Annotated in this window: 30 protein-coding genes; 10 read left to right on the plus strand and 20 right to left on the minus strand. The window is 49.3% G+C overall.

Annotated features, from left to right (window positions below; genetic code table 11):
• On the minus strand, nucleotides 1-657 hold the full coding sequence (locus KNO92_RS09345) for a DsbA family protein (protein WP_214761031.1): 657 nt from the start codon (nucleotides 655-657) through the stop codon (nucleotides 1-3).
• Nucleotides 658-779: 122 nt separating this feature from the next.
• Here KNO92_RS09345 and KNO92_RS09350 point away from each other — a divergent pair, with 122 nt between their 5' ends.
• The gene (locus tag KNO92_RS09350; RefSeq protein ID WP_214761033.1) at nucleotides 780-2,372 is read left to right on the plus strand and encodes a GGDEF domain-containing protein; all 1,593 of its coding nucleotides are present in this window, start codon (nucleotides 780-782) and stop codon (nucleotides 2,370-2,372) included.
• Nucleotides 2,373-2,419: 47 nt separating this feature from the next.
• On the opposite strand, the gene KNO92_RS09355 is transcribed toward KNO92_RS09350, so the two are convergent.
• The 3 genes from KNO92_RS09355 to KNO92_RS09365 all read right to left on the minus strand — a co-directional run bounded on the left by KNO92_RS09355 (nucleotide 2,420) and on the right by KNO92_RS09365 (nucleotide 7,385).
• The gene (locus KNO92_RS09355) at nucleotides 2,420-3,094 is read right to left on the minus strand and encodes a DUF6241 domain-containing protein (protein WP_214761035.1); all 675 of its coding nucleotides are present in this window, start codon (nucleotides 3,092-3,094) and stop codon (nucleotides 2,420-2,422) included.
• A gap of 145 nt (nucleotides 3,095-3,239) precedes the next feature.
• On the minus strand, nucleotides 3,240-4,514 hold the full coding sequence (gene odhB / locus KNO92_RS09360; protein WP_214696050.1) for a 2-oxoglutarate dehydrogenase complex dihydrolipoyllysine-residue succinyltransferase: 1,275 nt from the start codon (nucleotides 4,512-4,514) through the stop codon (nucleotides 3,240-3,242).
• A gap of 18 nt (nucleotides 4,515-4,532) precedes the next feature.
• The gene (locus KNO92_RS09365) at nucleotides 4,533-7,385 is read right to left on the minus strand and encodes a 2-oxoglutarate dehydrogenase E1 component (protein WP_214696052.1); all 2,853 of its coding nucleotides are present in this window, start codon (nucleotides 7,383-7,385) and stop codon (nucleotides 4,533-4,535) included.
• A 337-nt stretch (nucleotides 7,386-7,722) separates the two neighbouring features.
• Here KNO92_RS09365 and KNO92_RS09370 point away from each other — a divergent pair, with 337 nt between their 5' ends.
• From KNO92_RS09370 to KNO92_RS09380, 3 genes are all read left to right on the plus strand, one after another.
• A complete protein-coding gene (locus KNO92_RS09370) occupies nucleotides 7,723-8,655 on the plus strand; it encodes an ABC transporter ATP-binding protein (protein ID WP_214696054.1) in 933 nt (310 codons plus the stop codon).
• The gene (locus tag KNO92_RS09375; protein WP_214696056.1) at nucleotides 8,633-9,370 is read left to right on the plus strand and encodes an ABC transporter permease; all 738 of its coding nucleotides are present in this window, start codon (nucleotides 8,633-8,635) and stop codon (nucleotides 9,368-9,370) included. The genes KNO92_RS09370 and KNO92_RS09375 overlap by 23 nt, the downstream gene beginning before the upstream one ends.
• Before the next feature lie 166 nt (nucleotides 9,371-9,536).
• Nucleotides 9,537-9,731: a hypothetical protein gene (locus KNO92_RS09380; protein ID WP_214696058.1), complete on the plus strand. Its 195-nt coding sequence runs from the start codon at nucleotides 9,537-9,539 to the stop codon at nucleotides 9,729-9,731.
• A gap of 43 nt (nucleotides 9,732-9,774) precedes the next feature.
• Here KNO92_RS09380 and KNO92_RS09385 read toward each other — a convergent pair whose 3' ends face one another.
• Both KNO92_RS09385 and KNO92_RS09390 read right to left on the minus strand, forming a co-directional pair.
• On the minus strand, nucleotides 9,775-10,554 hold the full coding sequence (locus KNO92_RS09385; RefSeq protein WP_214696060.1) for a sulfite exporter TauE/SafE family protein: 780 nt from the start codon (nucleotides 10,552-10,554) through the stop codon (nucleotides 9,775-9,777).
• Between the two features lie 33 nt (nucleotides 10,555-10,587).
• Nucleotides 10,588-10,962, minus strand: a complete 375-nt coding sequence (locus KNO92_RS09390) for a rhodanese-like domain-containing protein (protein ID WP_251127096.1) — start codon at nucleotides 10,960-10,962, stop codon at nucleotides 10,588-10,590.
• A 115-nt stretch (nucleotides 10,963-11,077) separates the two neighbouring features.
• Between KNO92_RS09390 and KNO92_RS09395 the strand changes: the two genes are divergently transcribed.
• The 3 genes from KNO92_RS09395 to KNO92_RS14980 all read left to right on the plus strand — a co-directional run bounded on the left by KNO92_RS09395 (nucleotide 11,078) and on the right by KNO92_RS14980 (nucleotide 13,991).
• Entirely contained in the window at nucleotides 11,078-11,374 is a 297-nt protein-coding gene (locus KNO92_RS09395) for a rhodanese-like domain-containing protein (protein WP_015881009.1), read from the plus strand.
• 28 nt (nucleotides 11,375-11,402) lie between these two features.
• On the plus strand, nucleotides 11,403-12,803 hold the full coding sequence (locus KNO92_RS09400) for an MBL fold metallo-hydrolase (RefSeq protein ID WP_214761039.1): 1,401 nt from the start codon (nucleotides 11,403-11,405) through the stop codon (nucleotides 12,801-12,803).
• 66 nt (nucleotides 12,804-12,869) lie between these two features.
• Nucleotides 12,870-13,991, plus strand: coding sequence for a TlpA family protein disulfide reductase (locus KNO92_RS14980; protein WP_214761041.1), 1,122 nt, complete (start codon nucleotides 12,870-12,872; stop codon nucleotides 13,989-13,991).
• A 41-nt stretch (nucleotides 13,992-14,032) separates the two neighbouring features.
• Here the strand turns inward: KNO92_RS14980 and nfsA are convergent, their stop codons facing one another.
• A complete protein-coding gene (nfsA, locus tag KNO92_RS09410) occupies nucleotides 14,033-14,782 on the minus strand; it encodes an oxygen-insensitive NADPH nitroreductase (protein WP_214696066.1) in 750 nt (249 codons plus the stop codon).
• 170 nt (nucleotides 14,783-14,952) lie between these two features.
• Here nfsA and KNO92_RS09415 point away from each other — a divergent pair, with 170 nt between their 5' ends.
• Entirely contained in the window at nucleotides 14,953-15,846 is an 894-nt protein-coding gene (locus KNO92_RS09415; RefSeq protein ID WP_214696068.1) for a DNA/RNA non-specific endonuclease, read from the plus strand.
• A gap of 83 nt (nucleotides 15,847-15,929) precedes the next feature.
• Here KNO92_RS09415 and KNO92_RS09420 read toward each other — a convergent pair whose 3' ends face one another.
• Both KNO92_RS09420 and KNO92_RS09425 read right to left on the minus strand, forming a co-directional pair.
• Entirely contained in the window at nucleotides 15,930-17,399 is a 1,470-nt protein-coding gene (locus KNO92_RS09420; RefSeq protein WP_214761043.1) for a catalase, read from the minus strand.
• A gap of 83 nt (nucleotides 17,400-17,482) precedes the next feature.
• Nucleotides 17,483-18,079, minus strand: a complete 597-nt coding sequence (locus tag KNO92_RS09425; RefSeq protein WP_214761045.1) for a DUF2238 domain-containing protein — start codon at nucleotides 18,077-18,079, stop codon at nucleotides 17,483-17,485.
• Nucleotides 18,080-18,234: 155 nt separating this feature from the next.
• Between KNO92_RS09425 and KNO92_RS09430 the strand changes: the two genes are divergently transcribed.
• On the plus strand, nucleotides 18,235-18,648 hold the full coding sequence (locus KNO92_RS09430) for a VOC family protein (protein ID WP_214761047.1): 414 nt from the start codon (nucleotides 18,235-18,237) through the stop codon (nucleotides 18,646-18,648).
• A gap of 44 nt (nucleotides 18,649-18,692) precedes the next feature.
• Here KNO92_RS09430 and KNO92_RS09435 read toward each other — a convergent pair whose 3' ends face one another.
• The 11 genes from KNO92_RS09435 to KNO92_RS09485 form a co-directional block, all read right to left on the minus strand.
• Nucleotides 18,693-19,418, minus strand: coding sequence for a class I SAM-dependent DNA methyltransferase (locus KNO92_RS09435; protein WP_214761049.1), 726 nt, complete (start codon nucleotides 19,416-19,418; stop codon nucleotides 18,693-18,695).
• Nucleotides 19,418-19,765, minus strand: coding sequence for a ribosome silencing factor (rsfS, locus tag KNO92_RS09440; protein WP_074032684.1), 348 nt, complete (start codon nucleotides 19,763-19,765; stop codon nucleotides 19,418-19,420). The genes KNO92_RS09435 and rsfS overlap by 1 nt, the downstream gene beginning before the upstream one ends.
• Before the next feature lie 10 nt (nucleotides 19,766-19,775).
• A complete protein-coding gene (yqeK, locus tag KNO92_RS09445) occupies nucleotides 19,776-20,333 on the minus strand; it encodes a bis(5'-nucleosyl)-tetraphosphatase (symmetrical) YqeK (RefSeq protein ID WP_214761051.1) in 558 nt (185 codons plus the stop codon).
• A complete protein-coding gene (locus KNO92_RS09450; RefSeq protein ID WP_214696089.1) occupies nucleotides 20,323-20,892 on the minus strand; it encodes a nicotinate-nucleotide adenylyltransferase in 570 nt (189 codons plus the stop codon). Before KNO92_RS09450 ends, yqeK begins: the two co-directional genes overlap by 11 nt.
• Nucleotides 20,889-21,185 carry a ribosome assembly RNA-binding protein YhbY gene (yhbY, locus tag KNO92_RS09455; RefSeq protein ID WP_074032681.1) on the minus strand — a complete coding sequence of 99 codons (297 nt, stop codon included), beginning with the start codon at nucleotides 21,183-21,185 and terminating at the stop codon, nucleotides 20,889-20,891. The genes KNO92_RS09450 and yhbY overlap by 4 nt, the downstream gene beginning before the upstream one ends.
• Nucleotides 21,186-21,191: 6 nt before the next feature.
• Nucleotides 21,192-21,977: a shikimate dehydrogenase gene (gene aroE, locus KNO92_RS09460; RefSeq protein ID WP_214761054.1), complete on the minus strand. Its 786-nt coding sequence runs from the start codon at nucleotides 21,975-21,977 to the stop codon at nucleotides 21,192-21,194.
• Nucleotides 21,974-23,086, minus strand: a complete 1,113-nt coding sequence (gene yqeH / locus KNO92_RS09465) for a ribosome biogenesis GTPase YqeH (RefSeq protein WP_015880995.1) — start codon at nucleotides 23,084-23,086, stop codon at nucleotides 21,974-21,976. The genes aroE and yqeH overlap by 4 nt, the downstream gene beginning before the upstream one ends.
• Nucleotides 23,087-23,219: 133 nt before the next feature.
• Nucleotides 23,220-23,846, minus strand: coding sequence for a YqeG family HAD IIIA-type phosphatase (locus tag KNO92_RS09470; RefSeq protein WP_214696095.1), 627 nt, complete (start codon nucleotides 23,844-23,846; stop codon nucleotides 23,220-23,222).
• Between the two features lie 125 nt (nucleotides 23,847-23,971).
• On the minus strand, nucleotides 23,972-24,751 hold the full coding sequence (locus KNO92_RS09475; protein ID WP_214696097.1) for a phosphatidylserine decarboxylase: 780 nt from the start codon (nucleotides 24,749-24,751) through the stop codon (nucleotides 23,972-23,974).
• Nucleotides 24,748-25,170: a thioredoxin family protein gene (locus KNO92_RS09480; RefSeq protein ID WP_214696100.1), complete on the minus strand. Its 423-nt coding sequence runs from the start codon at nucleotides 25,168-25,170 to the stop codon at nucleotides 24,748-24,750. The genes KNO92_RS09475 and KNO92_RS09480 overlap by 4 nt, the downstream gene beginning before the upstream one ends.
• A gap of 74 nt (nucleotides 25,171-25,244) precedes the next feature.
• The gene (locus KNO92_RS09485) at nucleotides 25,245-25,439 is read right to left on the minus strand and encodes a YjzD family protein (RefSeq protein WP_074032676.1); all 195 of its coding nucleotides are present in this window, start codon (nucleotides 25,437-25,439) and stop codon (nucleotides 25,245-25,247) included.
• Nucleotides 25,440-25,601: 162 nt separating this feature from the next.
• Between KNO92_RS09485 and KNO92_RS09490 the strand changes: the two genes are divergently transcribed.
• Nucleotides 25,602-26,414: a Cof-type HAD-IIB family hydrolase gene (locus KNO92_RS09490; RefSeq protein ID WP_214696101.1), complete on the plus strand. Its 813-nt coding sequence runs from the start codon at nucleotides 25,602-25,604 to the stop codon at nucleotides 26,412-26,414.
• Nucleotides 26,415-26,449: the final 35 nt, after the last annotated feature.

Genomic DNA, 26,449 nt, shown 5'->3' on the forward strand with positions numbered 1-26,449 from the left:
TTATAGATCCTGCTCGATCAACTGTTGGATTTGTTCGTAGTCGAACGGGTCCTCTAGCATCACACCGTTAATCATGATTGAAGGTGTGAATTGAACACCGTTCTCTTTCACAAGCCCGTCGTCCGTACTGACTTTTTCGAGCACGGTCGAGTTTTCGCCAAGGTCTTGTTCAAGTTGTGCCAAGTCGACCGATGTCGTCTCACCTGCGATTTCTTTCAACTTCTCGACCGTCACCCATGCATTGTCGTGTTGTTGTGAAGCTGGTTGCGCGTCATAGAGCGCTTTATGGAACTTCCAGAACGATTCAGGATCTTGCTCGTACACCGACTCGGAAGCGAGGGATGCCAAAATCGATTCTTGTCCGTGGAACAAGACGTTAATATAGCTGAAACTGACATCTTCCTTGTCGAGATAATCCGCTTTCAGTTGCGGATAAATCGTTTCGCCCCACTGTTTACACGATGGACATTTATAATCTCCGAACTCGACAACCGATACTTTCGCGTCCGAGTCTCCGAGTGTCGGTTGTCCCTCGATCGACACGTGATCGCCTCGGTCGACCGTTGTCGGCTCATCTTGATTGAGCAAGACGAACGCCAATGCAATCAATGCGACCGCGACGACGGTCATGATGACCAACCATTGATTCTTTTTCATTTTTTTCACCTCTATTTATTTTCGACTCGTCTTTCATTATAGCGGAAGCTCTTTCACCTATCATGTGTTCGACTCGTTTTTCATAATTGTCTTCATTTCAAGCTTTAGGAGGTTTTTCTCGCATGATCAAGTCTTTTACGATGCGCCTTGGACTCATTTTGGCGCTCAGCATTGCCACGCTCGTCTTTTTACTGACGATTGCACTCACATCCCTGATCAGTCATCGGGCGTCTGATTCGCTCGAACAAGAAATCGGGGAACGTCTCTCGACGACATCACATCAATTGGCGGACAAACTCGACTTTTATATGTGGTCACGCTATCAAGAAGTCCAACTTTTACAAGGTCTCGATCTAGAAGACCCGGACGCAACACGACGACTCCTCGATCAAGTTCAGTCGAACATTCCGGCATTTTCTTGGATGGGTGTCACGGATGCGGAAGGGACTGTCATCGCTTCCACGAACGGCATACTCGAAGAGGCATCCATCGCCGAACGTCCGGTGTATCTCGAAGCGAGAGAAGCACCTTTCATCGGTGACGTCCACGAGGCGGTCCTCTTAGCTGAACTGTTACCGAATCCGACGGGGGAACCGCTCCAATTCGTCGATATCAGTATCCCCTTATTTCAAGACGGGACGTTTCAAGGGGTTCTTGCCACTCACTTGAGCTGGGCATGGGGAAGAGAAGTACTCGGACATTTTAATCGGACGCTCCATGAACAAGTCGACGATACGGATTTGTTCGTCGTCAGTGAACGAGACAATGTGGTGCTCCTCGGTCCAGACGATCTAGTCGGAAAACCGCTCCCCGTGTCGTTTACGGAAGGGGCTTCCGTGAAAGAATGGGAGGATGGACAGGACTATCTGACGGGGATGTCGATTGGGGAAGGGTATGATGAGTATCCTGGACTCGGTTGGCGTGTCGTCGTCCGTCAACCGGCAGCCGTCGCGTTCGCACCAGTCGAGGCGCTAGAGACGAGGATCCTATGGATTGGCCTCTTCGCATCTCTTGTGACGGCCGTCATCGGCTGGTTACTCGCTTCCGTCGTCACGAGACCATTGAAACGAATTACTGAAACAGCTTCGCTCATGGAGCAAGGAAAAGTAGATAAATTTCCACATCAATCCGGAATCGAAGAGATTGAGTCACTCGCATTCGCACTCGAATCGCTCGTCACCTCTCTTACGGAGTCTGAATCGGAGCGGGTACATTTTGAGCTACTTGCGAACCGTGACGCGCTGACCGGTCTCTCGAACCGTGTCGCCTTACGTGAACAGTTGAATCAACTGCACGCTTCGGAAGAGCCATACGTTTTCTTTTATATCGACCTCGATGGGTTCAAAGCGGTAAACGATACATACGGTCATGCGGTCGGAGATGAGTTGTTAGTCGAAGTCGCACAGCGGCTACGAACACTTCCAATCGATGACATCGATCCGGTCCGATTGAGCGGGGATGAGTTCTTCCTCATGTTCCCGAGACATGAACGTTCGATTCAAGATATTCAAGAAATCGGGACATCCGTCATCGATTTGCTCTCTCAACCCGTGATTCTCGGTCTCACGTCGGTGAAGGTCGGAGCAAGCATCGGCGCATCGAATTGGTCGCCAGCCGAACCTCCACATGTCGCCATCGAACAAGCGGACGACGCCTTATATCGGTCAAAAGCGAACGGGAAAAATCGGCTTTCGTTCCATGAGTCGTTCGAATGAATACTGGCATCCATACGAAAAGGAGTTCATGATGAACTCCTTTTTGTTTACTCTTCTGTTTCCGTATTCACGTCTTCCTTCTGCTCTTCCTCTTCTGGCATCGGCTTCAAGTCCATCGTATATACGTATTCCTCACCGAAGTTGTTCAAGATGAACAGTTCTTCTTCCGCACGTGTCGCGAGTCCGTTCGAGAATCCGATGACGGCGTACATCTCCTCTAGAAGAACGTCTTGCTCTTTGTCAATCTCATCAAAGATGGCTTGTTCCCATCGTTCGATGATTCGACCGAGTTGAAGGTAGTCTTCGCTTTTAATTTTATTTTTGTCGCGCAGCAACTCTAAATAGTCGCGGACCTCTTTCAGATTGTCGTGCGTCATCGGGATGGCACCCGCTTTTTCTGTCGCCAAGATCTTTTGGTGCGTCATCAGATGCATCGCATCGACGAGATTCCCTTTGTTTAATTTTTTCTCATCGTCAAAGACGAGTCCCGTCGTCTCCTGCGGGTCGATCCGGCGCGTCACGTTTTGACGCCGTCCGAGCGGGTCTTCTTCTTTGATGATGTCAATCAATTCAAGCGCCCGCTCATACTCTTCTTCCGTCAAATTGTCCCGGTCGAGTTCACTTTGATTCGGTCCCATCCAATACTGATAGAATGCATATGTAGCAACAATCACTATAACTAAGACAAGTCCCATCCAAGGAAACCATTTTTTCCATTTCATTTTCCATTCACGCCCTTTTACTTATTCTCTCCATCAAGGATAACATATACACCTTGCTAAAAATTCCAATAAAAGGTTTTTCGTCATGACCTTAAACAAAAAAGTACCCGCCTCCTGATATCGGAGCGGGTACTTTCTCTACATCTTATGCTTCGAACAACAATTGTTCTGGATCTTCAATCATCTCTTTGATGTGCTTGAGGAATGTTACAGCCTCGCGACCATCTACGATTCGGTGGTCATACGAGAGGGCGACATACATCATCGGACGGTTTTCCATCGTATCCGCGTCGATTGCGACTGGGCGGAGTTGAATCGAGTGCATTCCAAGGATAGCAACTTGTGGTCCGTTCAAGATTGGTGTTGAAAGAAGTGAACCGAACACGCCACCGTTTGTGATCGTGAACGTACCACCAGTGAGGTCACTCAAACCAAGCTTGTTGTTACGCGCTTTATCCGCAAGGTGAAGGATGTCTTTCTCGATTTCACCAAAGTTTTTACGATCTGCTTCACGGACGACAGGGACGACGAGACCGTCTGGAGCCGATACGGCAATTCCGATATCGTAGTACTTCTTCAAGACGATTTCATTTCCTTGGATTTCAGCGTTCAAGTAAGGCATGCGCTTAAGAGCCGCGACCGCTGCTTTCGTGAAGAATGACATGAAGCCGAGTTTGACATCGTTGTCTTTCACGAATTTCTCTTGGCGACGTTTACGAAGTGCCATGACCGCCGACATATCGATTTCGTTGAACGTCGTGAGCATTGCTGCCGTCTGTTGCACTTCTACGAGACGGTTCGCGATCGTTTGACGACGACGTGTCATCTTGATGCGCTCTTCTTCTTTCCCACTTGCAGCCGGTTGTGGTGCTGGAGCTGCAGCAGCTGGTTTTTGCTCTTTCACAGCTGGTTTGTCTTCATGTTTTGAAACGTCATGCACATTGATACGTCCCATTGGGTCGTTCGTTTGAACGGCCGAGAGGTCGATGCCTTTCTCACGAGCGAGTTTACGAGCAGCAGGTGTTGCGATTGGTCCTTTACCCGGGCTCGCGACGTGCTCTTCGCGTTTCTCTACTTTCTTACCTTCTTCAACAGATTCCGTTTTCTTCTCAGTCGGCGCTTCTGTCTTCGTTTCTGTCGCGTTTTCTGTCTTCGTCTTCGTCGCGACAGCCGTTCCGCCACCAGAACCTGAACCGAGACGGGCGATGACGTCACCAACTTGAACCGTATCCCCTTCTCCGGCAAGTTGTTCTTCTAACACACCCGCTTCGTCAGCTGGGACTTCGATATTGACTTTATCCGTCTCGAGCTCGACGATGGCTTCCCCTTTTTCGACTTGGTCGCCTGGCTGTTTGAGCCATGTCGCGACCGTTCCTTCCGTAATGGATTCTGCTAATTCAGGTACTTTAATTTCGACCACAATGAGTTCCCCCTTAACTTATTTACGATCTTTTTGGTATGTGCTCGTGCCTGCACCGCTCGAGACGACGTCGCGAGAAAGTGCTTCACGGATGATGCGTGCTTGTTCTTGCTTATGGGCTGTCGGATTTCCTTCAGCCGGGCTCGAACGTCGGCGACGACCGATGTAACGAACGTCGAGTCGGTTCGTTGTGACCGCTTCAAGACGAGGCTCGATGTACGTCCAAGCCCCCATGTTTTTCGGTTCTTCTTGTACCCAGACGATTTCGCGTGCGTTTGGATAACGGCTGATGACGTCACGAATCTCACGTACCGGGAACGGGTAGATTTCTTCGACCCGGATGATATGCAAGAAGTCGAGCGACTCTTCTGACTTGCCGACCGCTTCCGCGAGGTCAATCGCCATCTTCCCTGTGCAGAAGACGAGACGTTCGACTTTCTCTGCGTTCTCACCGAGACCTGGCTGTTCAACGATTGGTTTAAAGCTCTCTTCCGTGAACGCCTCGATTGGTGACGTCGCGAGCGGATGACGAAGCAGACTCTTCGGTGTCATGATGATCATCGGACGAATCTCTTCTTTGCCGAGCATCTCAGCTTGGCGACGGAGAATATGGAAGTATTGTGCCGCAGATGAAAGGTTTGCGACTGTCCAGTTTTTCTCACCGGCAAGCGTCAAGTAACGCTCCATCCGTGCACTCGAGTGCTCTGGTCCTTGTCCTTCATAACCGTGTGGCAAGAGCATGACAAGCCCTGATTTTTGACCCCATTTCGCACGACCGGCCGAGATGAACTGGTCGAACATGACTTGCGCCGAGTTCGCAAAGTCACCGTACTGGGCTTCCCACAATACGAGCGTGTCTTGGGCGAATACGTTATACCCGTATTCAAATCCAAGAACTGATCCTTCTGAAAGCGGGCTGTTGTAGACAGAGAACGAAGCTTTTGCCGTCGACAGCTGATGGAGTGGTGAGAACTTCTTCCCTGACTCGACATCGTTCAACATGATGTTCCGTTGGGCGAACGTTCCGCGCTCCGAATCTTGACCGCTCAAGCGTACCGGCGTACCGTCTGAAAGAATCGAAGCGAAGGCGAGCGTTTCCGCATGACCCCAGTCGATTTTCCCACCTTCACCGAAAGCGTCACGGCGACGGTCGAGTACTTTTTGAAGTTTGTGGAAGACACCGAATCCTTCCGGCCAGTCAAGCAACTCTTCATTCAATTGCGTGAGAAGTTCGAGATTCACGCTCGTATCGACTTTCGGGAATCCTTTATGGACCGCGTCCGGCAAGACGATGTCAGCATCCTCTTCTTCAGAAGGAACGAGGTCGCGTGCTGCTTTAAGCGCCTCTTCGATCTTTTGTTCGATTTGTGCTTTCTCATCTTTTGTCATGACGCCTTCTGCCTCGAGTTGCTCGGCATATACGTGACGGACAGATTGATGTCCTTTGATCGCTTTATAAAGAACCGGGTTCGTATTCATCGGTTCGTCCATTTCGTTGTGACCGTAACGACGATACCCAATCAAATCGACCAAGATGTCTTTATGGAACTTGGCACGATACTCACTGATCAATTTTGCGACGGCGACACATGCTTCCGGGTCGTCTGCATTCACGTGGAAGACTGGAATCTCATACCCTTTGGCGATATCACTCGCGTAACGCGTCGAACGTGAATCATTCGGGTCCGTCGTGAAACCGATGGTGTTGTTGGCAATGACGTGAACCGTTCCACCCGTACGATACCCCGTCAAGTTCGTCATGTTGAGCGTCTCCGCTACAATTCCTTGTCCCGGGAACGCTGCATCTCCATGAATCAAGATTGAAGCTGCCAAATCATCCTGCTGGACAGCCGATCCTTTTTCAGAACGATCATCTTGTGCGGCACGTGTGTACCCTTCGACGACAGATCCGACGAATTCAAGGTGACTCGGGTTGTTCGCCAAGTTGAGACGTACTTCTTTTTGTTGTTCGACGACTTTACGATCAAGTCCAAGGTGATATTTCACGTCGCCTGACCAACCGAAGTTGATGCCGATTGACCCTTCAGACGGAATCAATTCTTTGTTCGGTGCGTGCTGGAACTCCGCAAAAATCATCTCGTATGGCTTGCCGAGTACGTGAGCGAGTACGTTCAGACGTCCACGGTGTGCCATCCCGATATTGATGTGTTCAGATCCGCTCGAGATGAGTCCGCCGACCATGGCGTCGAGTAACGGCACCATCGCATCCAATCCTTCGATGGAGAAGCGTTTCTGTCCGACATACGTTTTATGAAGGAATGATTCAAACAGTTCGGTCTCAGCCAGACGTTTGAACAATTCGATTTTTTCTTCTTTTGAGAAGGTTTGTTTCAATGCGCCTTGTTCGACTTGACGGCGAATCCACTTCTTCTCTTCCATATCGTCTAAGTGACGGAGTTCGATTGCGACCGTACCTGTATAGACGTCAAGCAAGTGACGGAATAACTCAAGGGCACTTGCATTTGGTTTCGGTGCATCGTCCGAAAGAAGACGGGCCGGAATTTGTTTTAAATCTTCTTCTGTCAAATCATAACGAGACAGTTCGAACAATTCCTGTTCGCGCGGATGATCTTTCAACGGATAAATATCCGCCGCCTTATGACCGAACGCACGGATATCGTTGACGAGACGTGTCGCCGAAACGACTTTCTCTAAGTCAAACGACGGACCCGAGACCGGTACTTCTGTCGGTGATGATTCTGGTGCCCCGTTCTCGTCGAAGTAACGACGTGTCTCCTCATCGACCGATGACGGGTCTTCCAAATATTGCTCGTACAGTTCAATGATGTAGCCTAAGTTAGGACCATAAAATGCTTGCGATTTCTCGTGAACATTCGACGACTCTCCCATTGAATAAATCCCCCTTATCCATTCCTAAACGTCCAATCTGTGAACGCTTTCATTTTAACATGTAGCCCGAAGCCGTTCACTCTTCTCTTACCCTAGTGAACAAAACCAAATCTTGCCTCTTACGCTCAACTTCATACTACACCTTTCATGCTAGAAAGACCCTTACAAATTCACAATTCGTCCATACTATTTCGATAAGTTTTGCTTATCGATAAATTGTGTCTCAGCGGATTTGTTTCAAACATTTCAAAAAAAGATGAAACCTTATTTCAAACAAGCCCGTAGAAGGGGGTGTAGGAAGAACACTATCACTCAAAAAAGAAAGCTAGGTGACCACATGTTATCCGTACAAAATGTCCATAAGAAGATGGGAAAAGCAACGGTATTGACGAATGTCAGCTTTGATGTCGTCCCGGGTGAAATCTTTGGTTTCCTCGGACCGAACGGCGCCGGGAAGACGACGACGATCCGAATCATTACAGGCCTCATGCCTGCAACACATGGAACCGTGACGGTCGATGGGTATGACGTCGCGAACAACCGCCAAGAAGCACTCAGCCGAATCGGAGCCATCGTTGAGAATCCGGCGTTCTATCCGTACATGACCGGTCGTGAGAACTTGATTCATGCCATGAACTTGATCCCGAACTTAAAGAAGGTCGATTTGAATGCGCTTGGTGCGCTCGTCGGACTCGACGGAAAGCTCGATATGAAAGTGAAACAGTATTCGCTCGGGATGAAACAACGCCTCGGGATCGCCCGTGCCTTGTTGCATAATCCAAAAGTACTTATCCTTGATGAGCCGACGAACGGTCTCGACCCAGCCGGGATTGCTGATCTCCGGAATTACTTACGCCACCTCGCGGACCACCGCGGCATCGCCATCCTCATCTCGAGTCACTTGTTGAGTGAGATGGAATTGATCACGGACCGCTTCGCCATCATTGACCAAGGACAAATCAAATCGGTGGAAGACGGTCAGACGAAAGCCGATAGCGTCATTCTCTGTAAAGTTGCCAAAGAACAGATGAGCGATGCACTCGATGTCGCCGCTCTCGCCTTCGATGATGTAAAAATTATTCAACAGTCAGCCGAGTCGTTCATCGTGCCACGTCAGGAGACGGATATCCCCGTCTTATTGAAACAGTTGATTGAACGGGACATCGCCGTCTATCAAATCGGTATGAAACACGAGTCACTCGAAGAGCAATTCTTGAAATTGACGAAAAAAGAAGGAGGTACGAACAATGCGTTCATTACTCAGCAATGAATGGATGAAGTGGCGCCGCACGATTAAGCCTTACGTCGCCTTAGGTGTATACACCGCGATCATCCTCATCGTCTATGCCGTATTGGCGAGCGGAGATGGGACACCGGAAGCGGCATCGTTCTTCGAATTCTCAACGATGGGCGCCATCGCCTTCCTCAGCATCTTTACCATCGTCTTCACGGCCGAGATGGTCGGGAATGAGTTGAAATTTGATACGTTGAAGCATCTTTTGATGAGCCCGTATTCCCGAGACCGCATCTTGTTGTCAAAACTCGTCATGTCCGTTCTCGTCATGTTGCTCCAATTCGTCTTTATTTTAGTTGTCGCGTTCGGGTTCTCACTCACGTTAGACGGCTCTGTCACATGGGACGTCGTTCGCCCTATTCTCATCAGTGTGAGCGGACCAATCTTCATCATCTTCTTGACGCTCATGTTCTCGGTCGTCTTCAAGTCAGTCGGCGTCGTCATCGGTTTCACGGTGCTCGCGAACTTCGCCTCAAGTATCATCGGGGGTCTTCTCGTTGCCTGGAAACCTGAACTCGCAAAATGGATTGTCTTCTTGCATACAGACCTTTCTATTTATGATGTGAATCCAGAATTCATGAAAGCGATGGATGCCACGATGGGCTTCTCCATCTTCTATGTCGCCCTTCATATCATCGCCTTCTATCTCATCACGGCATTTATGTTCCGTAGCAAAACGTTTGCGGAATGAGAACAGGTCCCTTTTGATTCAAACGAATCGAAAGGGACTTTTGTTTGTCTCTATATGTGTGATGACTTTAAGACACCTTTGTCACACAACCTCAACATTCTGTCAGAAGTCTCCCACCTGTATGCGATATGATAAAACTAACAGCACGTAAGAAGGATGTGACAATATGGCTCTCACGATTGGATTAGCATTGCTTGTCTGTTTGATCGCACTTATTTTTACTATCATGGTCGGACTCGGGAAAGACCGCTCCACATACAGCCAAAAGAAGAGCTGGTCGATGGTTTCTTGGCTCTACATCATTTTGCTCCCCGTCTCGTTCATCGGACTCGGACTTCTCTACTATTTCATTACGAAATAACGCAAAAAAATCACGATGCCAGAATATAGGCATCGTGATTTTTTTACGCGATTAAGTCACTCCAAATTTTGATGGTACTCGCTAAGATGAGTAACGCTAAAATCCATTGAAGCGCTTTTGTATTCATATTCTTCCCGACATTCGCCCCGATCGGTGCAGCAATCAGACTCGCGATAATCATAATGATTGCCGGGCCCCAGACGATTTGATCGGTGATAATTTTACCGAACGTCGACCCGATCGACGAGATAAATGTGATGGCGAGTGAACTTGCGATCGCCATCTTCGTCGGGATGCGCAAGACAACAAGCATGATCGGCATAAGAATGAATGCCCCTGCCGCTCCGACGATACCAGCTGCAATCCCGACGACGAAAGCTGAGCTTGCCGCAATCACCTTATTAAACTGCACTTGGTCAAGTGGCATATCGTCCACTTGCGGTTTCGGTAAGAACATCATGATCGTCGCAATCGTCGCAAGTACGGCGTAAACGACATTGATCATCGTCTCCGATAAAATCGTCGACCCGTATCCTCCAATGAAGCTTCCGATCAAGACCGCCACACCCATATAGAGGATCAACTGTTTGTTTAAATATCCACCTTTACGATAGGCATAAATCCCACCGATTGTCGCAAAGAATACTTGAATCGCACTGATCCCTGATACTTCGTGGGCACTGAACGCCGCAAATCCTAAGATTGGTGGAATGTATAACAACATCGGATACTTGATGATCGACCCGCCAATTCCGACCATCCCTGAAATGAACGACCCGATAAACCCAATTAAAAAGATTGTAATGATAAACCCGAACTCCATATTGACTCCTCCGTTTACTCTCGTATTCTCTACTTATTCAATCGATTCCCAAGCCGTCATACCGCCTGATACATCATAGATTTCGGTATAGCCGGCATCTTTTAATCGACTAGCAGCCTGGGCACTTCGATTACCACTTCGACAGATGACGTAGATGGGCTCATCTTTCGGATACGGCAACTCGTTGGCATTTAATGAAGATAGTGGTGCGTTCACCGCCCCCTCAATATGCCCCCCCTCGTATTCGGACGTTTCTCGCACGTCAAGGAGTGTTATTTCCTCGTTTTCCAATTTGTTTTGTAGAGTTTCAGCATCAATTTTCGTAATTCCATCCTTTTCTGATGTGATTACAAAGATAAAAATCACCATAACAGCCAAAACCCCAACAAATAAGGAAATTTTCTTCATGTTTTTCCCTCCAATTCTTTTCACTTGCGCCCATTATACCTTAGGGGGTATATTAAAGCCAACGAAACATTCTCGTTGCCAAAAACCTTAAACACGAAAAGGAGATCAAAGACTCATGAAGACGATTACGACTACTGAATTAGAAGCGTTACTTCAAGCTGACGACTCACTCAACCTCATCGATGTACGAGAGGTAGATGAATATGCTGGAGGTCACATTAAACAAGCGAAAAACGTACCACTTTCTGAATTCGGGGCAAAAGTCGATGAGCTCGATCGCTCTAAACCGATTCACGTCATTTGCGCAGCCGGTGGACGCAGCATGAACGCATCCGCTTATCTCGACTCACTCGGATTCGATGTCACGAACGTCGACGGTGGGATGATGAGCTGGCAAGGCGAAGTCGAATAAACCATTACATTCATAGGGGGAAATTGATATGTTACTACGTTATTTTTATGATGAGAAATTAGCACAAGCTTCATATATGGTCGGATGCCAAATGACAGGAGAAGCCATCGTCATCGATCCGGCCCGGAACATCGAGCCATACCTTCATGAAGCGAAAAAAGAAGGCATGAACATTGTCGCAACAGCTGAGACACACATTCATGCGGACTTTGTATCGGGATCACTCGAACTCGCGAAGCGCACAGGTTCGAAAGCTTATCTATCAGACGAAGGCGATGCTTCTTGGAAGTATGCGTTTGCCAAAGACATCGACGCACAACTCGTCAAAGAAGGCGACACGTTCAAAATCGGAAACGTGACACTCGAAGTCATGCACACACCTGGTCACACGCCAGAACACATTTCGTTCCTTCTGTATGACCGGAACCAGACACAGCCGATGGGTATCTTCACAGGCGACTTCGTCTTCGTCGGAGATATCGGTCGCCCCGACCTTCTCGAAGAAGCTGCCGGTGTAAAAGGAACGACAGCAATCGGCGCGGAACAAATGTTTGATTCACTCAAGAAATTCATAGCGCTTCCTGACTTCGTTCAAGTTTGGCCAGGACACGGTGCAGGTAGTGCTTGTGGGAAAGCGCTCGGCGCGATTCCAACGTCGACGGTCGGTTATGAAAATGCGACGAACTGGGCGCTTCAAATGACGGACAAAGATGCTTTCATCAAAGAATTGACGACGGATCAACCAGAACCACCGAACTACTTCGCCATGATGAAAAAAGTGAACAAAGAAGGCATTCAAGTGACGACGAATGTCGCTCGTCCTGAAGTCGTCGGTTCAGATCGCCTTGATACACTCGTCGAAGAGACGCAAGTCGTCGACACGCGTAAAGGGGAAGACTTTGCGAACGGACACGTACCTGGGACAATCAACATCCCATACAACAACAAGTTCGTCTCGTGGGCAGGCTGGCTCGTCAACTTCGACAAAGACATCACACTCATCGCAAGTGCGGAAGATGTCGATCAAGTACAGACCGACCTTCAATCAATCGGTCTCGACCGCCTTCGCTTCATCGTTCCAGTCGAAGAGCTCGACGCTTCACTCTTGACGGAAACGTATACGGACGTGACGGCAGAAGAAGCGATCGAAGCTGCAGAAAAAGGGGACGTCTTCGTCCTCGACGTTCGTAACGCGACAGAATGGAACGCGAGCCATTACGAAAAGGCAGAACGCATCTTGCTCGGTAAACTCACACGTGATCACGAAGGTCTTCCGACCGATCAAACGATTGCAGTTCACTGTGCGTCAGGCGTCCGCTCACGCATGGCAGCAAGTGTCCTTCAATCACTCGGCTACAAAGATATCCACAATATCCTTGGTGGCTACGGTGCGATGAAGACTGTCTTGAACGCTCAACAAATCAAGTAATGCTATACTGACTATGAATATGGCGCCCGCTTCGAGAGGGGCGCCTTTTGTTTAGGAGGGAAAGACGTGGTCGCTATCGGTCCACTTAACATTCGTTTCGATTTACTCATTTTTTTAGTAAGCCTTGGTATCCTCTATGTAATCTTTCGTTTCCTCGGTCTGACGAGTAAGCAACGTGAAGCTGTCATCGGTACATGGTTCTATGGGTTCCTCGCCTGGAAAGGGAGCGCCATCCTCATCGGTCTGTTGACGACTCGTGATATTTCTCTTGCCCTCTATGCTACGGGAGGTATATGGTCTCAATGGATCGCGGCCGCTGTTGTCCTTTGGCTCGTCTATCGACTCGATCGAGACCTCTTAGGATATTGGATGCTGAGCGGGCTCCTCATCTGGCTCGGGATGACGCTCGCGGTTCCGGTATACGGGACAATATTCACTCTTCCCGACCAGCCGATTCATCTATGGAGCGCTGTCCTTCTCCTCGTACTATTCGGACTGACGTGGCGCTGGGTGCATGTGCCGACTCGCGGACACATCCTGTGGACCGTCCTTGGCGCATCTAGTATCTGGCTGTTTCAGTCGTATGCGGTCGGAAAAGTTCAATGGTGGATGATTGGGATTGTCTTCATCCTGTTCGGGCTTTCGCTCTATGTCGCTCGTCCTTCAAAGAAAGCGATTCAAGTTAGTGTCGGTGTCCTCGTTTTGCTCGCGGTCGTGAATGCCGCCCTACCGGAACGCGCGACACAAACTGTCACGACAGAGACAGCATCGACTGGTCTAAATATCGGGCAAATCTCCCCTTCGTTTGAGTTACAACGAACTGACGGGAGTACGTTCGACTTAGCATCGTTACGCGGTCAACAAGTCGTCGTCAACTTTTGGGCGTCCTGGTGTCCTCCGTGTCGCGCAGAGATGCCGGACATGGCGACGTTCGCGAGAAAACGAGACGACGTGACGATTGTCGCCGTCAACACGACGACGAGCGAACGCGACCCGGACAATGCCGTCTCGTTCGTCGAACCGTACGAAGACGCGTTTACCGTCGTCTATGACCGTGACGGTCAAGTCGGAGATGCGTACCGGATTCAGGCGATGCCGACGACATATGTGCTCGATGAATCCGGTGTGATCATCGCGAAACAATTCGGTGCCATCGACAAGAATTGGCTCGACGCTCAAGTAAATTGAACATGACAAAACCGCCGACAGTGATTTGTCGGCGGTTTATCTTATTGCTTCAAATATCCTTGTGCTTTCAAGAAGTCTTTGACATCAAGACGCGTCGATTTTGACAACATGCGCCCCATCTGTCCAGTCCACGTATCCTTACGCGGGTTCGAGCCACGGACCATATAGTAATCGTGGATCAACGCATCGTAATCAGAAAGGGACTGCTTCATCCGTTCTGGATTCGCTTCATACGTATTCTCATGGTATACATGATGGAACGGTAGGCGTGGTTTTTGATCTTCAACTGAGGCCGGTACACCGACGGCCATACCGAAGAGCGGGATGACCCGTTCCGGCAATTCGAGCACTTCTTTAACCGCAAAAAGGTCGTTCCGAATGCCACCGATATAACAGATGCCGAGCCCCATCGACTCTGCCGCTACGGCTGCGTTTTGTGAGGCGAGTGCAGCGTCGATCACAGCGACAAGCAACTTCTCATCAGTCTCAAGCGTCGCAGACACTTCCGCTTCCTGTAGCTCACCAATCACTTCATGGCGATGCAAATCCGCACAAAAGACGAAAAAGTGACCGTTTTCAACGACATAGGACTGGTTGCCCGCAATCTCGGCAAGTCGTTTCTTCTTCGCTTCATCGGTTACCCCGATAATGGAATAGGCTTGTATAAAGCTAGAAGTCGATGCGCGTTGGGCGCTCTCAACGATGGTCTGGATTTGTTCATCTGTTAATGTCTCGTCCGTAAAGTCACGGACAGAACGGTGGTTCAATAATGTCTCAATCACTTCGTTCATACGTTCTTCCCCCTTTTTTTCAATCTTGGCACAAGCTCTCTGAATCCACAAATGAGAGGAATCCGTCGGGCACATTTTGAAGGAGGACGCTCACTTCTTGTTTTCTTATGCTATCATTATAGACTACATAGAAAATACGACAGCGTAACTTCGAATAAGGAGCGAGATATATGAAAAGAATGCCATTTTACATTCCATTCCTGCTTGGGGTACTGCTACTCTCCGGTTGTACGGATGCCGATGTGAGCGTCCCGACGTCGACTGAAGAAACCGTCGAAGAGGAACAGACACAAGAAGAACAAACAACCGAGACGCCTTCACCTGAACAGGAAGAAGATTTATTTGAAGGCTATACACAAATCGAGGTCGATGGCGGTGATCAGTCCGGAACACGGGAAGCGAATGTCGTCGTCGATATCGGCTTCGGCGACCGTGAGTACTGGGCGTTCACGAACGAGTATGGTCAATTGATTCGTGTCATTGCCGACGAAATCACGCTTCAAGACGATGAGACCGAAGACGTCAATTCTTCTGGTCGTTATTATTCAGACGAGGCGAAAGTGCCGGGTGTCGAAGACCCGAATCTCGATGAAGGTCATATCATCGCTGATTCGCTCGGTGGTGTCTCGAACGCCTATAACATCACACCACAAAACAGTGCACTCAACCGCTACGGGGACCAGGCGTTCATGGAAGATGTCATCCGGAAAGCTGGCGGTGCGAAAGACTTTGAAGCCATCATTACCTATCCGAACACGACGACACAGATTCCTTCCCGTTACCAATACACGTATACCGTACGAGGCAACACGGTCACGGATACGTATGATAACGCGGACCCAGAGGAAGTGAACGAATCGCTCGATTTGACGGACGATTCTCCACCTGACGTGACGACGGAGCCTGTCGAAGAGCGAGAATTATCCGATATCGACGTTGACGGTAACGGGCAAGTGACGATCAAAGAAGCAAAAAACGCCGGATTTGAGATGCCGATCACGCGTGATCATTGGTTGTACCAGTATATGGACGACCGGGACGGTGACGGGATGGTCGGTGAATAACCACGATTGACGAGACGTTTCTCTATGAGAGGGGCGTCTTTTTTGTATACAAAAAACCGCGGTACATGACCGCGGCTACTCGTTTAGTTCGACATTTGGTTCAAGAATGGTGCGAGATCAACGTTCAACTCGTTCGAGAGACGTTCCCCGAGTTCACGGTCCGCACGATAGAAGTTGCAGATCAAGAGGAGAACCGTCTTCTCATGACGAACTTCTTTGATGTGGGCAACGAGGTTACGGATAAGCGCGTCCTTCTCTTCTTGAGAATAACGGCGATACACTTCTCCGGCCTGACCGAAGTCGTTCGTCTTCTCAATCTTCTGGCGACCCGTCACGCCTGTGATTGGTTGCGGCGTTTCGATGTAATCCGCATTCGGCTTCGGCGCGTCTTCATAGCGGTTCGGCTCGTAGTTGACCGGACTCGTCTGTTGCTTGAACGGCATCGCCCCGTCTCGCTGGTTGTTCGCGACTTGAGCGAACGGGCAGTTGATCGGAAGTTGAAGATAGTTCGGTCCGATGCGATGACGTTGCGTATCTGAATACGAGAAGAGACGTCCTTGAAGCATCTTGTCTTCCGACGGCTGGATTCCTGGAACGAGAACACCCGGGTTGAAGCCGACAGACTCTGTCTCAGCGAAGAAGTTGTCGACGTTCTTGTTGAGCGTCATCGTTCCGACCAATTGATACGGGATGACGTCTTCGAACCAATCTTTCGTCGCATCGAGCGGATCGAAGTCGAAGTTGTCCATGTCCGCCGGGTCTAAGATTTGTACATATAGATCCCATTCCGGATAGTCTCCTTGCTCAATCGCGTTGAACAAGTCACGAGTTGCGTGGTTGAAGTCTTCCGCCTGGATTTTCGCAGCTTCTTCCATCGACAAGTTTTGAATGCCTTGCTTCGGTACCCAGCGCATCTTTATGTACACCGTGTTGCCGAATTCATTCACCCATTTGAAGGAATGGACGGATGATCCGCGCATATGGCGATACGATGCCGGAATGCCTTCGTCACTGAATAAATGAAGAAGCATGTTTGTTGATTCCGGTGTGAGCGACATGAAGTCAAAGAAGCGGTCTGGGTCTTGAAGGTTTGTTTGTGGGTCCGGTTTGAGCGAGTGAATCACGTCCGGGAATTTAATCGCGTCACGGATGAAGAAGACCGGCAAGTTGTTTCCGACGAAATCATAGTTCCCTTCTTCCGTATAAAACTTGACGGCGAAACCACGTGGATCACGAAGCGTTTCTGGTGAACCTAAGCCGTGGATAACGGTCGAGAAACGTGCAAACACAGGCGTCTCTTGCCCCTCCTCTTGCAAGAATGCGGCTTTCGTATATCGTTTCATACTATTTTTTACAGTGAAGACACCATGCGCCCCTGCCCCTCTCGCGTGAACGACGCGTTCTGGTACGCGTTCACGGTCGAAATGCGCTAATTTCTCAATTAGTTGGTAGTCTTCGAGAAGCGTCGGGCCCCGACGACCCGCAGTAATGGAGTTGGCGTTATCCCCGATTGGTGCGCCTTGGTTAGTAGTTAGTTGACGGTGTTGATCCATATGATTGCCTCCCATTATTTATAATCATTACAATGTTGATATTAATAAAATATTAGAATGATTACAAATAAAAAGCTCGTGAATCACGAACTTTTTTTCATGTGTCTCTTTTGTTTGGCTTTTTCACGTTGATGAAGCGTGACGACGAAGAACGCGGCGAGCACTCCACCAAGTGACCCAGCGATGATGTCGACCATCGTATCGTCGTTCCCGTTCCCTTGCATCGTTGTGTTTAAGACGACGTCGGATGTAAATTCATACATCTCCCAAAGCGCCGCACCAGCCATAGAAAAGACGACGATATAGACGAATAAAAATCGTTTCGGAATTTCGGTTCGAATGTCGTCATCGAGTCGACTGAAAAAGTCGAACCCTAAAAATGCGAGAAAGATACCGCTCAAAAGATGAAGGAATGTGTCCCACCAGCCGTTCCCGTACAGCCCGACGATGGACCCTAAATACTGTGAGGCAAATAAGAACAGGATATATGCGACCTTCATCTTGCTATCGAGCTCTGTTTTGAACATCTTCTCAATGAAAAACGGGATGAGACCAGAGATGATCCCGGCTCCCGCCACACTTGCATCGAACCAGGATTCTTCAATGATTGATGTCACGAGCATGACCGTCATGAACAAGACGAATCCGAATTCGAGGATACGCCCTTTCGAGAGCTTCATGTTACTTCGCCTTCTTTCGTCTAGTTTGTTCTCTATAAGCTTTATTCCCAACTCTCAATCGCGTTCAACCACACAATCGAATTTAATTGGACTCGCTTGTATTTTGCGAACATACGTTCTATAATTAGTATTATGAATCTGAGGAGGAACTTGCTATGCCGATCAATCCGTATCTCAACTTTAATGGGAATTGCCGCGACGCCGTGAACTTCTATGCGGACGTATTCAACCATGCCGCTCCAGACATCATGACGTTCGGTGACCAACCTGGTCCAGACGGTCAACCGGTTCCGAGTGAAATGGCCAATCTCGTGCTGCATACCCGACTATCGATTCACGGCTCATCGCTCATGTTTTCTGATGCGATGCCTGACGGACCGGTCACGTTCGGGGACAATGTCACACTCGCCGTCGTCACGGACGACCTCGATGCCATCCACCGTGAGTTCGAAGCGCTAGCGGTGAACGGCCGTGTCTTGATGCCGCTTCAAGAGACGTTTTGGAGCAAAGCGTATGGTATGCTCGAAGATCAGTTCGGTGTCCAATGGCAGTTTAGCCACGAAGCATAAGAACGACAAAAAAATCCCCGATTCTTGACGAATCGGGGATTTGCTTATTTTTGGGCTACAAAGAAGATGCGCTCGGCATCCGCTCCCGGTGCATGTTCGGTGAAATCTGATGTGACCGATTTGACGTGGAATCCGGCACCAATCAACCATTGCATGTACTGCCCTGGTTCATATGTCCGTTGTTCATGCGTCTCCTCGATCCGTTCGTACGTTCCGTCTTCAAGCGCGACGAAGAACGTTAAATCGTGAATGACTGAGAGCGGTGCCTCTCCTGGGTCGGCAAACCAGATATACGAGCACTCTTCCCCGTTTGACGCGTACGTCTTTTGGTTGAAGAGCGTCTGCATCTTATTCGGCGCATGGACATCAAAGATGAACAGCCCGCCCGGTTTGAGTTGGTTGTAGACAGATTCGAACGTGTCGATCACATCTGCCTCATCCCGCAGGTAGCAGAGTGAGTCACAGAGGATCGTCACCGCATCGACCGGTTCCGGTAATTCCAACTCACGCATATCTTGTTCCCAAAGTGGCAACTCGATTTCTGCTTCAAGTGCCTTTTCTTGTGCGACTTCGAGCATCGACTCCGATAAGTCGATCCCCATCACGTCGTAATGTTCGGCGAGGCGAATCGTAGCCGATCCTGTCCCACATCCGACATCCGCGAGTGTCGCGCCATCTTGGACGTGACGACGCACGAAAGCGACCCACTCATCATACGGCGCGTCTTTCATTAACTCGTCGTATACATAGGCGAATCCTTCGTATGCCATTAGCCGACTTCCACTTCGACGTGCGGCGCGTCAGCCCACAATTTCTCTAGGTTGTAGTAATCACGGTCGTCACGATGGAAGATGTGGACGACGACGTTCTCGAGGTCAGCAAGTACCCAACGTGCCGTATCCATTCCTTCAAACTTGTGGAGTGGTAGGTCGTTTTCGCCAGCGACATCTTTGATCTCACGCGCGATTGCTTCGACTTGCTTCTCCGAGTTCCCGTGACAGATGACGAAGTAATCCGCGATCGGCGAGATACCTTCCATGTCGAGTACAACGATTTCCTCGGCACGTTTATCGTCAGCCGCTTTAACAATCAATTCTAATTCTTCTCTTGCAGTCATATTGACCCTCCTAAGGTGTATTCACAAAATCATTATACGTTTCAATCGTCAGTGGAAAAATGCGCACCGACTTCTTCAATAAAAATTCAATCGTTTGGCGCAGTGTCGCGACAACCGCCCCTTCGAGCGAATGCGCTGCCTCTATTCGCAGGCGATCAACCCCTGGATAATTGCGATTCGGTTCGATGGCATCGGCCACGAACAGAATTTGATCGAGACGAGACATCCCAGGCTCTCCCGTCGTATGATTCCGAATTGCCGATAGTACGGTTTCATCGAGTTCATACTGACGAGCAAGCAAGATCGCACCGACCGGCGCATGCAACAACTCGTCCCCGTACTCAAGAAGGCTTGAATCAAGTCCCTCTTCGATGACGACTTGACGCATCTCTTCCGTGTCAAAGTACTTGGCGTAGTCATGAAGCATTGCTGCTAGACGAGCCTCTTCGACGTTCTCGCCGTACTGAACCGCCATCCGCTCTGCCGTCTCGACGACACCGAGCGTATGGATATAGCGTTTTTCTGGTAGCGTCTGTTTAATCAACTCATGCGCTTCTTCAAACGTCATACAGCTTATGCTCCTTCACATACGTCTCGACGAGTGCCGGGACCAAATATTTGATGGATTTGCCTCGCTTCGCCCGCTCTCGAATATCGGTGGACGAAATCTCAAGTTGTGGCATATCGATCGGACGAACGTCCGCCTTCTCCGGGATCAAGTAACGCGTCCCAGGACGAGCGACAGCACCGAATGCGACGAGACGGATAAGTGTCTCATAGTCGTGCCACGACTCGAGTGCGACGAGTGAATCCGCTCCAATCAAGAAATAGAACGTATCGTCTGGATGCTGTTCGATTAACCGTTTCATCGTTTCCACCGTATAAGACGGCTCACTCCGTTCAAATTCAATCAAGTTCAGCTTGAAGTCTGACTGACCTTGAATGGCGCGGCGGGTCATCTCGATTCGATGGTCTGCCGAGCTGAAGCCGACCTTGTGTGGCGGAATCGCAGCCGGTAAAAACCAGACTTCATCGAGCTCAAGTTGTTCGCGAGCTTGTTCGGCGATCAACAGATGTCCGAGATGCGGCGGGTCGAACGTGCCCCCCATCAAACCGATGCGGCTCATGGGAGTTTGATTTGGCGATTTTCTTTCTCAGTCGCCTCTTTGTATAAGACGATGACTTTACCAATGACTTGAACAACCTCAGCTTTTGTACCTTCTGATAATTCGCCGGCCACGTCTTTTGGCGTGTCCATGCAGTTTTGAAGTACTTGAACTTTGATCAATTCGCGTTTTTCGAGTGCGTCCACGATATCTTTGCACATCGCTTCGCTGACCCCATTCTTCCCAACTTGATAGATTGGTGAGAGATGGTGCGCTTCTGCGCGTAAAAAGCGTTTTTGTTTACCTGATAGCATAGTATATTATTCCTCCAATAATCCTTCGATTAACTTTTTTCCGATGGTTTCGTCCGGTTTCACGCCCGTCCATTTTTCGAACGAGAGCGCGCCTTGCCCGACAAACATGGCTACCCCTGTCACAATGATGGCCCCGCGATGTTTCGCTTCACGAAGCATCGGGGTGACAAGTGGACGATATATGATATCACAAACGACCGTGTTTTGTCGTAGTCCTTCTAATGAAAGTGGTGTCGAGCTCTTGTCCATGCCGACAGAAGTGGTCTGAATGATGACCTCATATTGCGAGACGTCGACCTTTTCGAACGTCGTGTACGTGACATCGAACACGTCTGCGAGTTCTTTTGCCCGTTCGACTGTCCGATTGACAATCGTCACCTGACGCGTCGGTAGTGCCTGTACGATTCCACGCGCAGCCCCACCTGCACCGATGACGAGGACTTGTCCTGTCCAATCGGTGAACGGTGTCAGTGCTTGAACGAGCCCTGCACCGTCTGTATTCGTTCCGACAAGGCGTCCGTCTCGCTTATACACCGTGTTGACGGCACCGGCAAGTTTCGCTGCCTCATCGAGTTCATCGACGTAACGAACGACTGCTTCTTTATACGGAATGGTGACGTTGAATCCGTCCCATTCTCCGTCCCGCATCGCTTCGAACAGTGCTGGTAAGTCGCTCGTCATTGCGTCAATGGCCTCATAACGCCCGAAAAGCCCAGACGCCCTCAACCACTGCTCGTGCAGCTGGGGAGAGAGCGAATGAGCAATCGGGTGGCCGATGACAGCCAGATTCATACGAGCGCCTCGCGGAGTGTGACTGCGACGCCTTTCGGAGCCCAAGCCGCAATGCGACCGCCCTTACCGTGAATCGCGACCCATCCGAGGCCACTGAACACGATGTCTGTCTTCACACCGTCTCGTAAGCTGAATTCATGGCGTACGAGTGGTGGTAAGATTTCGAGCGTCTTCTCGTTCGGTGGATTGAGCATTTTCCCAATATGCTGGTCATAGAGCTCATCCGCGCGTTCGAGTTTCGTACGGTGTGCTTTCAACTCGTTCGACATATAGATGACGAACGATCGTTTATTGCCTTCCAAGTAATCCAAGCGTGCCAAACCGCCAAAGTAGAGCGTCTGTTGCGGGTTTAATTGGAACACATGTGGCTTGATTTCTTTTTTCGGCGTAATTGTCTTCAAATCTTTCGCATCGACGTAATGCGCCATTTGATGACGGTTGATGATCCCTGGTGTATCGTACAAGTTCGCATCATCATCAAGCGGGATATCGATCAAGTCAAGCGTCGTTCCCGGGAAATGACTGACAGTGATGATGGCTTCATCCTCTTCACCGAAACGTTTGATTACCTGGTTGATGAGTGTCGATTTCCCGACGTTCGTACAACCGACGACAAAGACGTCTTTGCCTTTTCGGTAATATTCAATCTTCTCTGCGAGTTCATCGATGCCGTGTCCTTTTTTCGCACTGATCAAATGAACGTCAATCGGGTTCAAGCCGAGCTCTTTCGCTTCAGCCTTCATCCAGTTCGCCATCCGGTTCGGATTGACGGATTTCGGCAACAAGTCCACCTTGTTCCCGACTAAGAGGACCGGGTTCGACCCGACTGAGCGTTGTAGGCCTGGAAGCCAACTGCCATTGAAGTCGAAAATATCGACAATCTTGATGACGAGTGCCTCTTTTGAACTGATGCCGTTCAAGATGCGCAAGAAGTCATCATCTGACAACTCGACGTCTTGAACTTGGTTGTAATGCTTCAATTTGAAGCAACGTTGGCAAATGACGATTTCTCGGTCAAGTGCCGATTTTGGTGCATAGCCGACCCCGTTCGGGTCTTCCGTTTGGATGGCTACGCCGCACCCAGCGCAATATCGTTTGGTTTCTTCCATAGTTGTGCTTACTGCCGTTCAGGTTTCCCCTTCTTCATTCGCCGTAGCACCTCGCTGCTACTCCTGAAGCGTTAATTCCGACGCCTTGGTCGCCGTACATGGGCAGCCTCCTTCTTCCTGTGCGTTCGAGGTCTTATTCATCTTTTTTATGTGAATCTTTGGAATGTGGATGCATCGCTTCGCCGATTTTTTCAGCGACCGCAACTTTCGCCCGCTGTGCGTCGACAGCAAGCTCTTCCACTTTTTTCGTGATCAATACATACTTCCCGCGACGCTTCATATGCGCAAAGACAACCTTCTCAAGCATCCGGTTGAATTTCGTGACGAGCCCGTCCGTTTTGACGACCGGTTGAACGTGGATGACATGGATGCCGGCCATATTCGCACCGAGTACGTCCGTAAACAACTGATCCCCTAAGAAAATGGCTTCTTTCGGTGAATAGCCGTATTTTGCGAGCGCCTCTTTGAAACCGGATGGTAACGGCTTCTTGGCACGAGCGACATAATGAAGACCGAGCGGCTCCGTAAACGTTCGTACACGGTTCTCGTTATTATTTGATACGACAATCACATCGAAACCGTATGATTTTACTTTTTCAAGCCACATCAATAAAAGCTCAGGCGCATGCGGAACATCCCAGGCCACGAGTGTATTATCAAGGTCGGTCAAAATGACACGTACCCCACGGTCTTTCAATTCTTGTAAGTCGATGTCAAACACAGTCGCGACGAACTGTTTCGGATAAAGTCGATTAAACACGTAAAATTCCTCCAATTAGCTAAACGATTCAACTACTTATACAAGTATTGATATCCCTTCTATGGTAAACGAAAACCGACCAAACGACTAGTCTATCGTTCGGTCGGAAGAAAATTGATACAAAATTAGTTGGATTTGATCGTCCCGATGACGTCACCGAGTCGAACCGGACCCATTTTTTCATGGTCCATTTGAATCGCATCTTTCTCAAAACAAAGCACGACAGTCGAACCGAATGAGAAGTATCCGACTTCTTGCCCTTTCTCCGCTTGATCGCCCTCAAGTGTCCACTCAATCGTGTTCACGTTCAAGGCACCGACCATGATATGCTCATACGTCCCAGCTGGACTGTCAAAGCGTGTCACACGACGGTAGTTACGAGAGAGGGGTCTCACCGTCTCCGTCAATCCAAGCTCGTTTACGGGTGCCGAGCGGTCCCCAAGTTCATAGTGACTGAGCACGCGACCCGAGAGAGGCGTATGGACGCGGTGATAATCGCGCGGACTGAGGTACAGGACGACGACCGTTCCACCTGCATAACGTCTCGCCTCTTGTTGAGAACCAAGTAATTCCGCAAGTGTATACGACTGACCTTTCACCTCAAAACGGCTATCCTCTGAGATCGATTCGATGACCGATAACTTTCCGTCACACGGTGAAACGAGTGACTCGGAAGACTCATCGATCGCACGCGCTCCCGGCTTCAAATGGCGTGTAAAAAATGCATGGAGCGACGGATAGGCATGAAGCGGTTGTTCTGCTTCCTCCACCGCAATGTCATACACTTTGGCAAACGAAGGAATCAAGTGGCGACTCACGCTTGATTCCGCAAAGCGTTTGAGGCGTGTGGCAATCCAAGGCGAGGCGTTCAACTCAAATAACGTTTGGTAGAAACGACGCTTCATTCCTCTTTTGCCTCCTCATTTTTAAAGAATGTTTCGTATTGTTGTTCAGAGACCGCACCTTCAATGCGACCGACTTCTTTTCCATCTTCGAATCGGATGATCGTCGGTGTTCCATTGATGCCGTATGTTTCCCATACGTTATGGTCTGCCAAGTTGATTGAGACCGCATCGTATTCTTCGATGAGCGGTTCAACATACGGTTTCACTTGCTCACAATATTCACAACCTGTTTGCCAGAAGTAAGCGACGACCTCGCCGTCCTGGTCTAACTGTTGCTGCAATTCATCTGCAGTGACGGCATTGACGCCCTCTTCTTCATTGGCTCCGTTTAAAAAGAACAACAGACCGATTCCGATGACGATAATCGCTCCGATAATGGCAAACGTGATAAAATTCGCACGTTTTTCAGGGTTTTTCATATGCATGATCCTCCTCTATGTTGGATAAAGAAAAAAGACTGACTCATGCACGAGTCAGTTTGATTGTAGACGGCTTACTTCTCTTGTGCAACGTCGCTGATTCCCATGTCTTGGTTTAAGACATCGAGAAGTGCAACGAAGATTGTGATGGCCACGCCAAATCCTGTCGCGAGCATCGCGTTGAACTCTACACCATCAACAGCAGAAATGATAAATACCGCTGTATTTGAGAGCACAATCGCCCAGATCAATGTCACTAAATAACGCATTGAACGTCCCCTCCATCTCACAGATGATTCGTAAAAATTCATACGACATTAGTATAGCATTGTTCGAATGGAATATGCGACTTCGATTGTATATTCTTTCCGTATAATCGAAAAATGTGATACGGTCGTAGAAACATCATTGTGAAGAAAAGAGGATGACTGATGTCACGTTATTTAATCGCAGTTGATTTAGATGGAACGTTATTAAGAGATGATAAAACCATTAGTGAACGAAATCTCCGTGCCCTTCAAGCGGCACGTGAATCTGGTCATGAAGTCATGATTGCAACAGGGCGTCCAAAGCGCCATTCGATCATGTACTATGAGCAAATGGGATTGACGACTCCGCTCGTCAACTTCAACGGCGCCCTCGTGCATCACCCGAAAGATGCGAATTATGCGGTCACACACCGCCCGATTCCGCTCAAGACCGCACACGATATCATTGAAGAGGTCGCCGATACGAAAGCCCATAACATCGTCGTCGAAGTGACCGACCACGTTTATTTCCAAAAAGACCCGCAAGAGTTTTACAGCCCGTATGCAGAACGTGCGCTCAGCGTCACGTCTGGGAACTTGTTGACACACTTGCAGGACGAGCCGACGTCACTTTTGATTCACGCGACAAAAGACCACGTGGCACACGTCCGCTCGCAGCTCGACGACATTCATGCCGAGGCCGTATTGAACCGTCAATGGCGCATGCCGGAGCACATGATTGAAGTCATGAGCAAAAACACGTCGAAGGCACTCGGACTCCAAGAAGTCTCGAAACATTTGAACATCGACCGGAAACAGATCATTGCGTTCGGTGATGAAGAGAACGACCTTGAGATGCTCGACTATGTCGGGACAGGTGTCGCGATGGGGAACGCCATCGACCAATTGAAGAATGTAGCCAACGAAGTGACGGCTTCAAATATGGATGACGGGATTGCCCTCTTCTTAGAAGAAAGACTTGGGATCAAGTCATAACGAAAGCACCGACTTAGAAAAGTCGGTGCTTTTTG

Source organism: Exiguobacterium sp. s129 (assembly GCF_018617585.1).
In the GTDB taxonomy this organism is placed as follows: Bacteria; Bacillota; Bacilli; order Exiguobacteriales; family Exiguobacteriaceae; genus Exiguobacterium; species Exiguobacterium aestuarii_A.

What these genes read in the sequence shown, in the direction of transcription:
- KNO92_RS09345 (WP_214761031.1), bottom strand. Translation starts at nt 657, where the DNA reads ATGAAAAAGAATCAATGGTTGGTCATCATGACCGTCGTCGCGGTCGCA.
- KNO92_RS09350 (WP_214761033.1), top strand. Translation starts at nt 780, where the DNA reads ATGATCAAGTCTTTTACGATGCGCCTTGGACTCATTTTGGCGCTCAGC.
- KNO92_RS09355 (WP_214761035.1), bottom strand. Translation starts at nt 3,094, where the DNA reads ATGAAATGGAAAAAATGGTTTCCTTGGATGGGACTTGTCTTAGTTATA.
- KNO92_RS09365 (WP_214696052.1), bottom strand. Translation starts at nt 7,385, where the DNA reads ATGGGAGAGTCGTCGAATGTTCACGAGAAATCGCAAGCATTTTATGGT.
- KNO92_RS09370 (WP_214696054.1), top strand. Translation starts at nt 7,723, where the DNA reads ATGTTATCCGTACAAAATGTCCATAAGAAGATGGGAAAAGCAACGGTA.
- KNO92_RS09375 (WP_214696056.1), top strand. Translation starts at nt 8,633, where the DNA reads ATGCGTTCATTACTCAGCAATGAATGGATGAAGTGGCGCCGCACGATT.
- KNO92_RS09380 (WP_214696058.1), top strand. Translation starts at nt 9,537, where the DNA reads ATGGCTCTCACGATTGGATTAGCATTGCTTGTCTGTTTGATCGCACTT.
- KNO92_RS09385 (WP_214696060.1), bottom strand. Translation starts at nt 10,554, where the DNA reads ATGGAGTTCGGGTTTATCATTACAATCTTTTTAATTGGGTTTATCGGG.
- KNO92_RS09390 (WP_251127096.1), bottom strand. Translation starts at nt 10,962, where the DNA reads ATGAAGAAAATTTCCTTATTTGTTGGGGTTTTGGCTGTTATGGTGATT.
- KNO92_RS09395 (WP_015881009.1), top strand. Translation starts at nt 11,078, where the DNA reads ATGAAGACGATTACGACTACTGAATTAGAAGCGTTACTTCAAGCTGAC.
- KNO92_RS09400 (WP_214761039.1), top strand. Translation starts at nt 11,403, where the DNA reads ATGTTACTACGTTATTTTTATGATGAGAAATTAGCACAAGCTTCATAT.
- nfsA (WP_214696066.1), bottom strand. Translation starts at nt 14,782, where the DNA reads ATGAACGAAGTGATTGAGACATTATTGAACCACCGTTCTGTCCGTGAC.
- KNO92_RS09415 (WP_214696068.1), top strand. Translation starts at nt 14,953, where the DNA reads ATGAAAAGAATGCCATTTTACATTCCATTCCTGCTTGGGGTACTGCTA.
- KNO92_RS09420 (WP_214761043.1), bottom strand. Translation starts at nt 17,399, where the DNA reads ATGGATCAACACCGTCAACTAACTACTAACCAAGGCGCACCAATCGGG.
- KNO92_RS09425 (WP_214761045.1), bottom strand. Translation starts at nt 18,079, where the DNA reads ATGAAGCTCTCGAAAGGGCGTATCCTCGAATTCGGATTCGTCTTGTTC.
- KNO92_RS09430 (WP_214761047.1), top strand. Translation starts at nt 18,235, where the DNA reads ATGCCGATCAATCCGTATCTCAACTTTAATGGGAATTGCCGCGACGCC.
- KNO92_RS09435 (WP_214761049.1), bottom strand. Translation starts at nt 19,418, where the DNA reads ATGGCATACGAAGGATTCGCCTATGTATACGACGAGTTAATGAAAGAC.
- rsfS (WP_074032684.1), bottom strand. Translation starts at nt 19,765, where the DNA reads ATGACTGCAAGAGAAGAATTAGAATTGATTGTTAAAGCGGCTGACGAT.
- yqeK (WP_214761051.1), bottom strand. Translation starts at nt 20,333, where the DNA reads ATGACGTTTGAAGAAGCGCATGAGTTGATTAAACAGACGCTACCAGAA.
- KNO92_RS09450 (WP_214696089.1), bottom strand. Translation starts at nt 20,892, where the DNA reads ATGAGCCGCATCGGTTTGATGGGGGGCACGTTCGACCCGCCGCATCTC.
- yhbY (WP_074032681.1), bottom strand. Translation starts at nt 21,185, where the DNA reads ATGCTATCAGGTAAACAAAAACGCTTTTTACGCGCAGAAGCGCACCAT.
- aroE (WP_214761054.1), bottom strand. Translation starts at nt 21,977, where the DNA reads ATGAATCTGGCTGTCATCGGCCACCCGATTGCTCATTCGCTCTCTCCC.
- yqeH (WP_015880995.1), bottom strand. Translation starts at nt 23,086, where the DNA reads ATGGAAGAAACCAAACGATATTGCGCTGGGTGCGGCGTAGCCATCCAA.
- KNO92_RS09475 (WP_214696097.1), bottom strand. Translation starts at nt 24,751, where the DNA reads ATGAAGCGTCGTTTCTACCAAACGTTATTTGAGTTGAACGCCTCGCCT.
- KNO92_RS09480 (WP_214696100.1), bottom strand. Translation starts at nt 25,170, where the DNA reads ATGAAAAACCCTGAAAAACGTGCGAATTTTATCACGTTTGCCATTATC.
- KNO92_RS09485 (WP_074032676.1), bottom strand. Translation starts at nt 25,439, where the DNA reads ATGCGTTATTTAGTGACATTGATCTGGGCGATTGTGCTCTCAAATACA.
- KNO92_RS09490 (WP_214696101.1), top strand. Translation starts at nt 25,602, where the DNA reads ATGTCACGTTATTTAATCGCAGTTGATTTAGATGGAACGTTATTAAGA.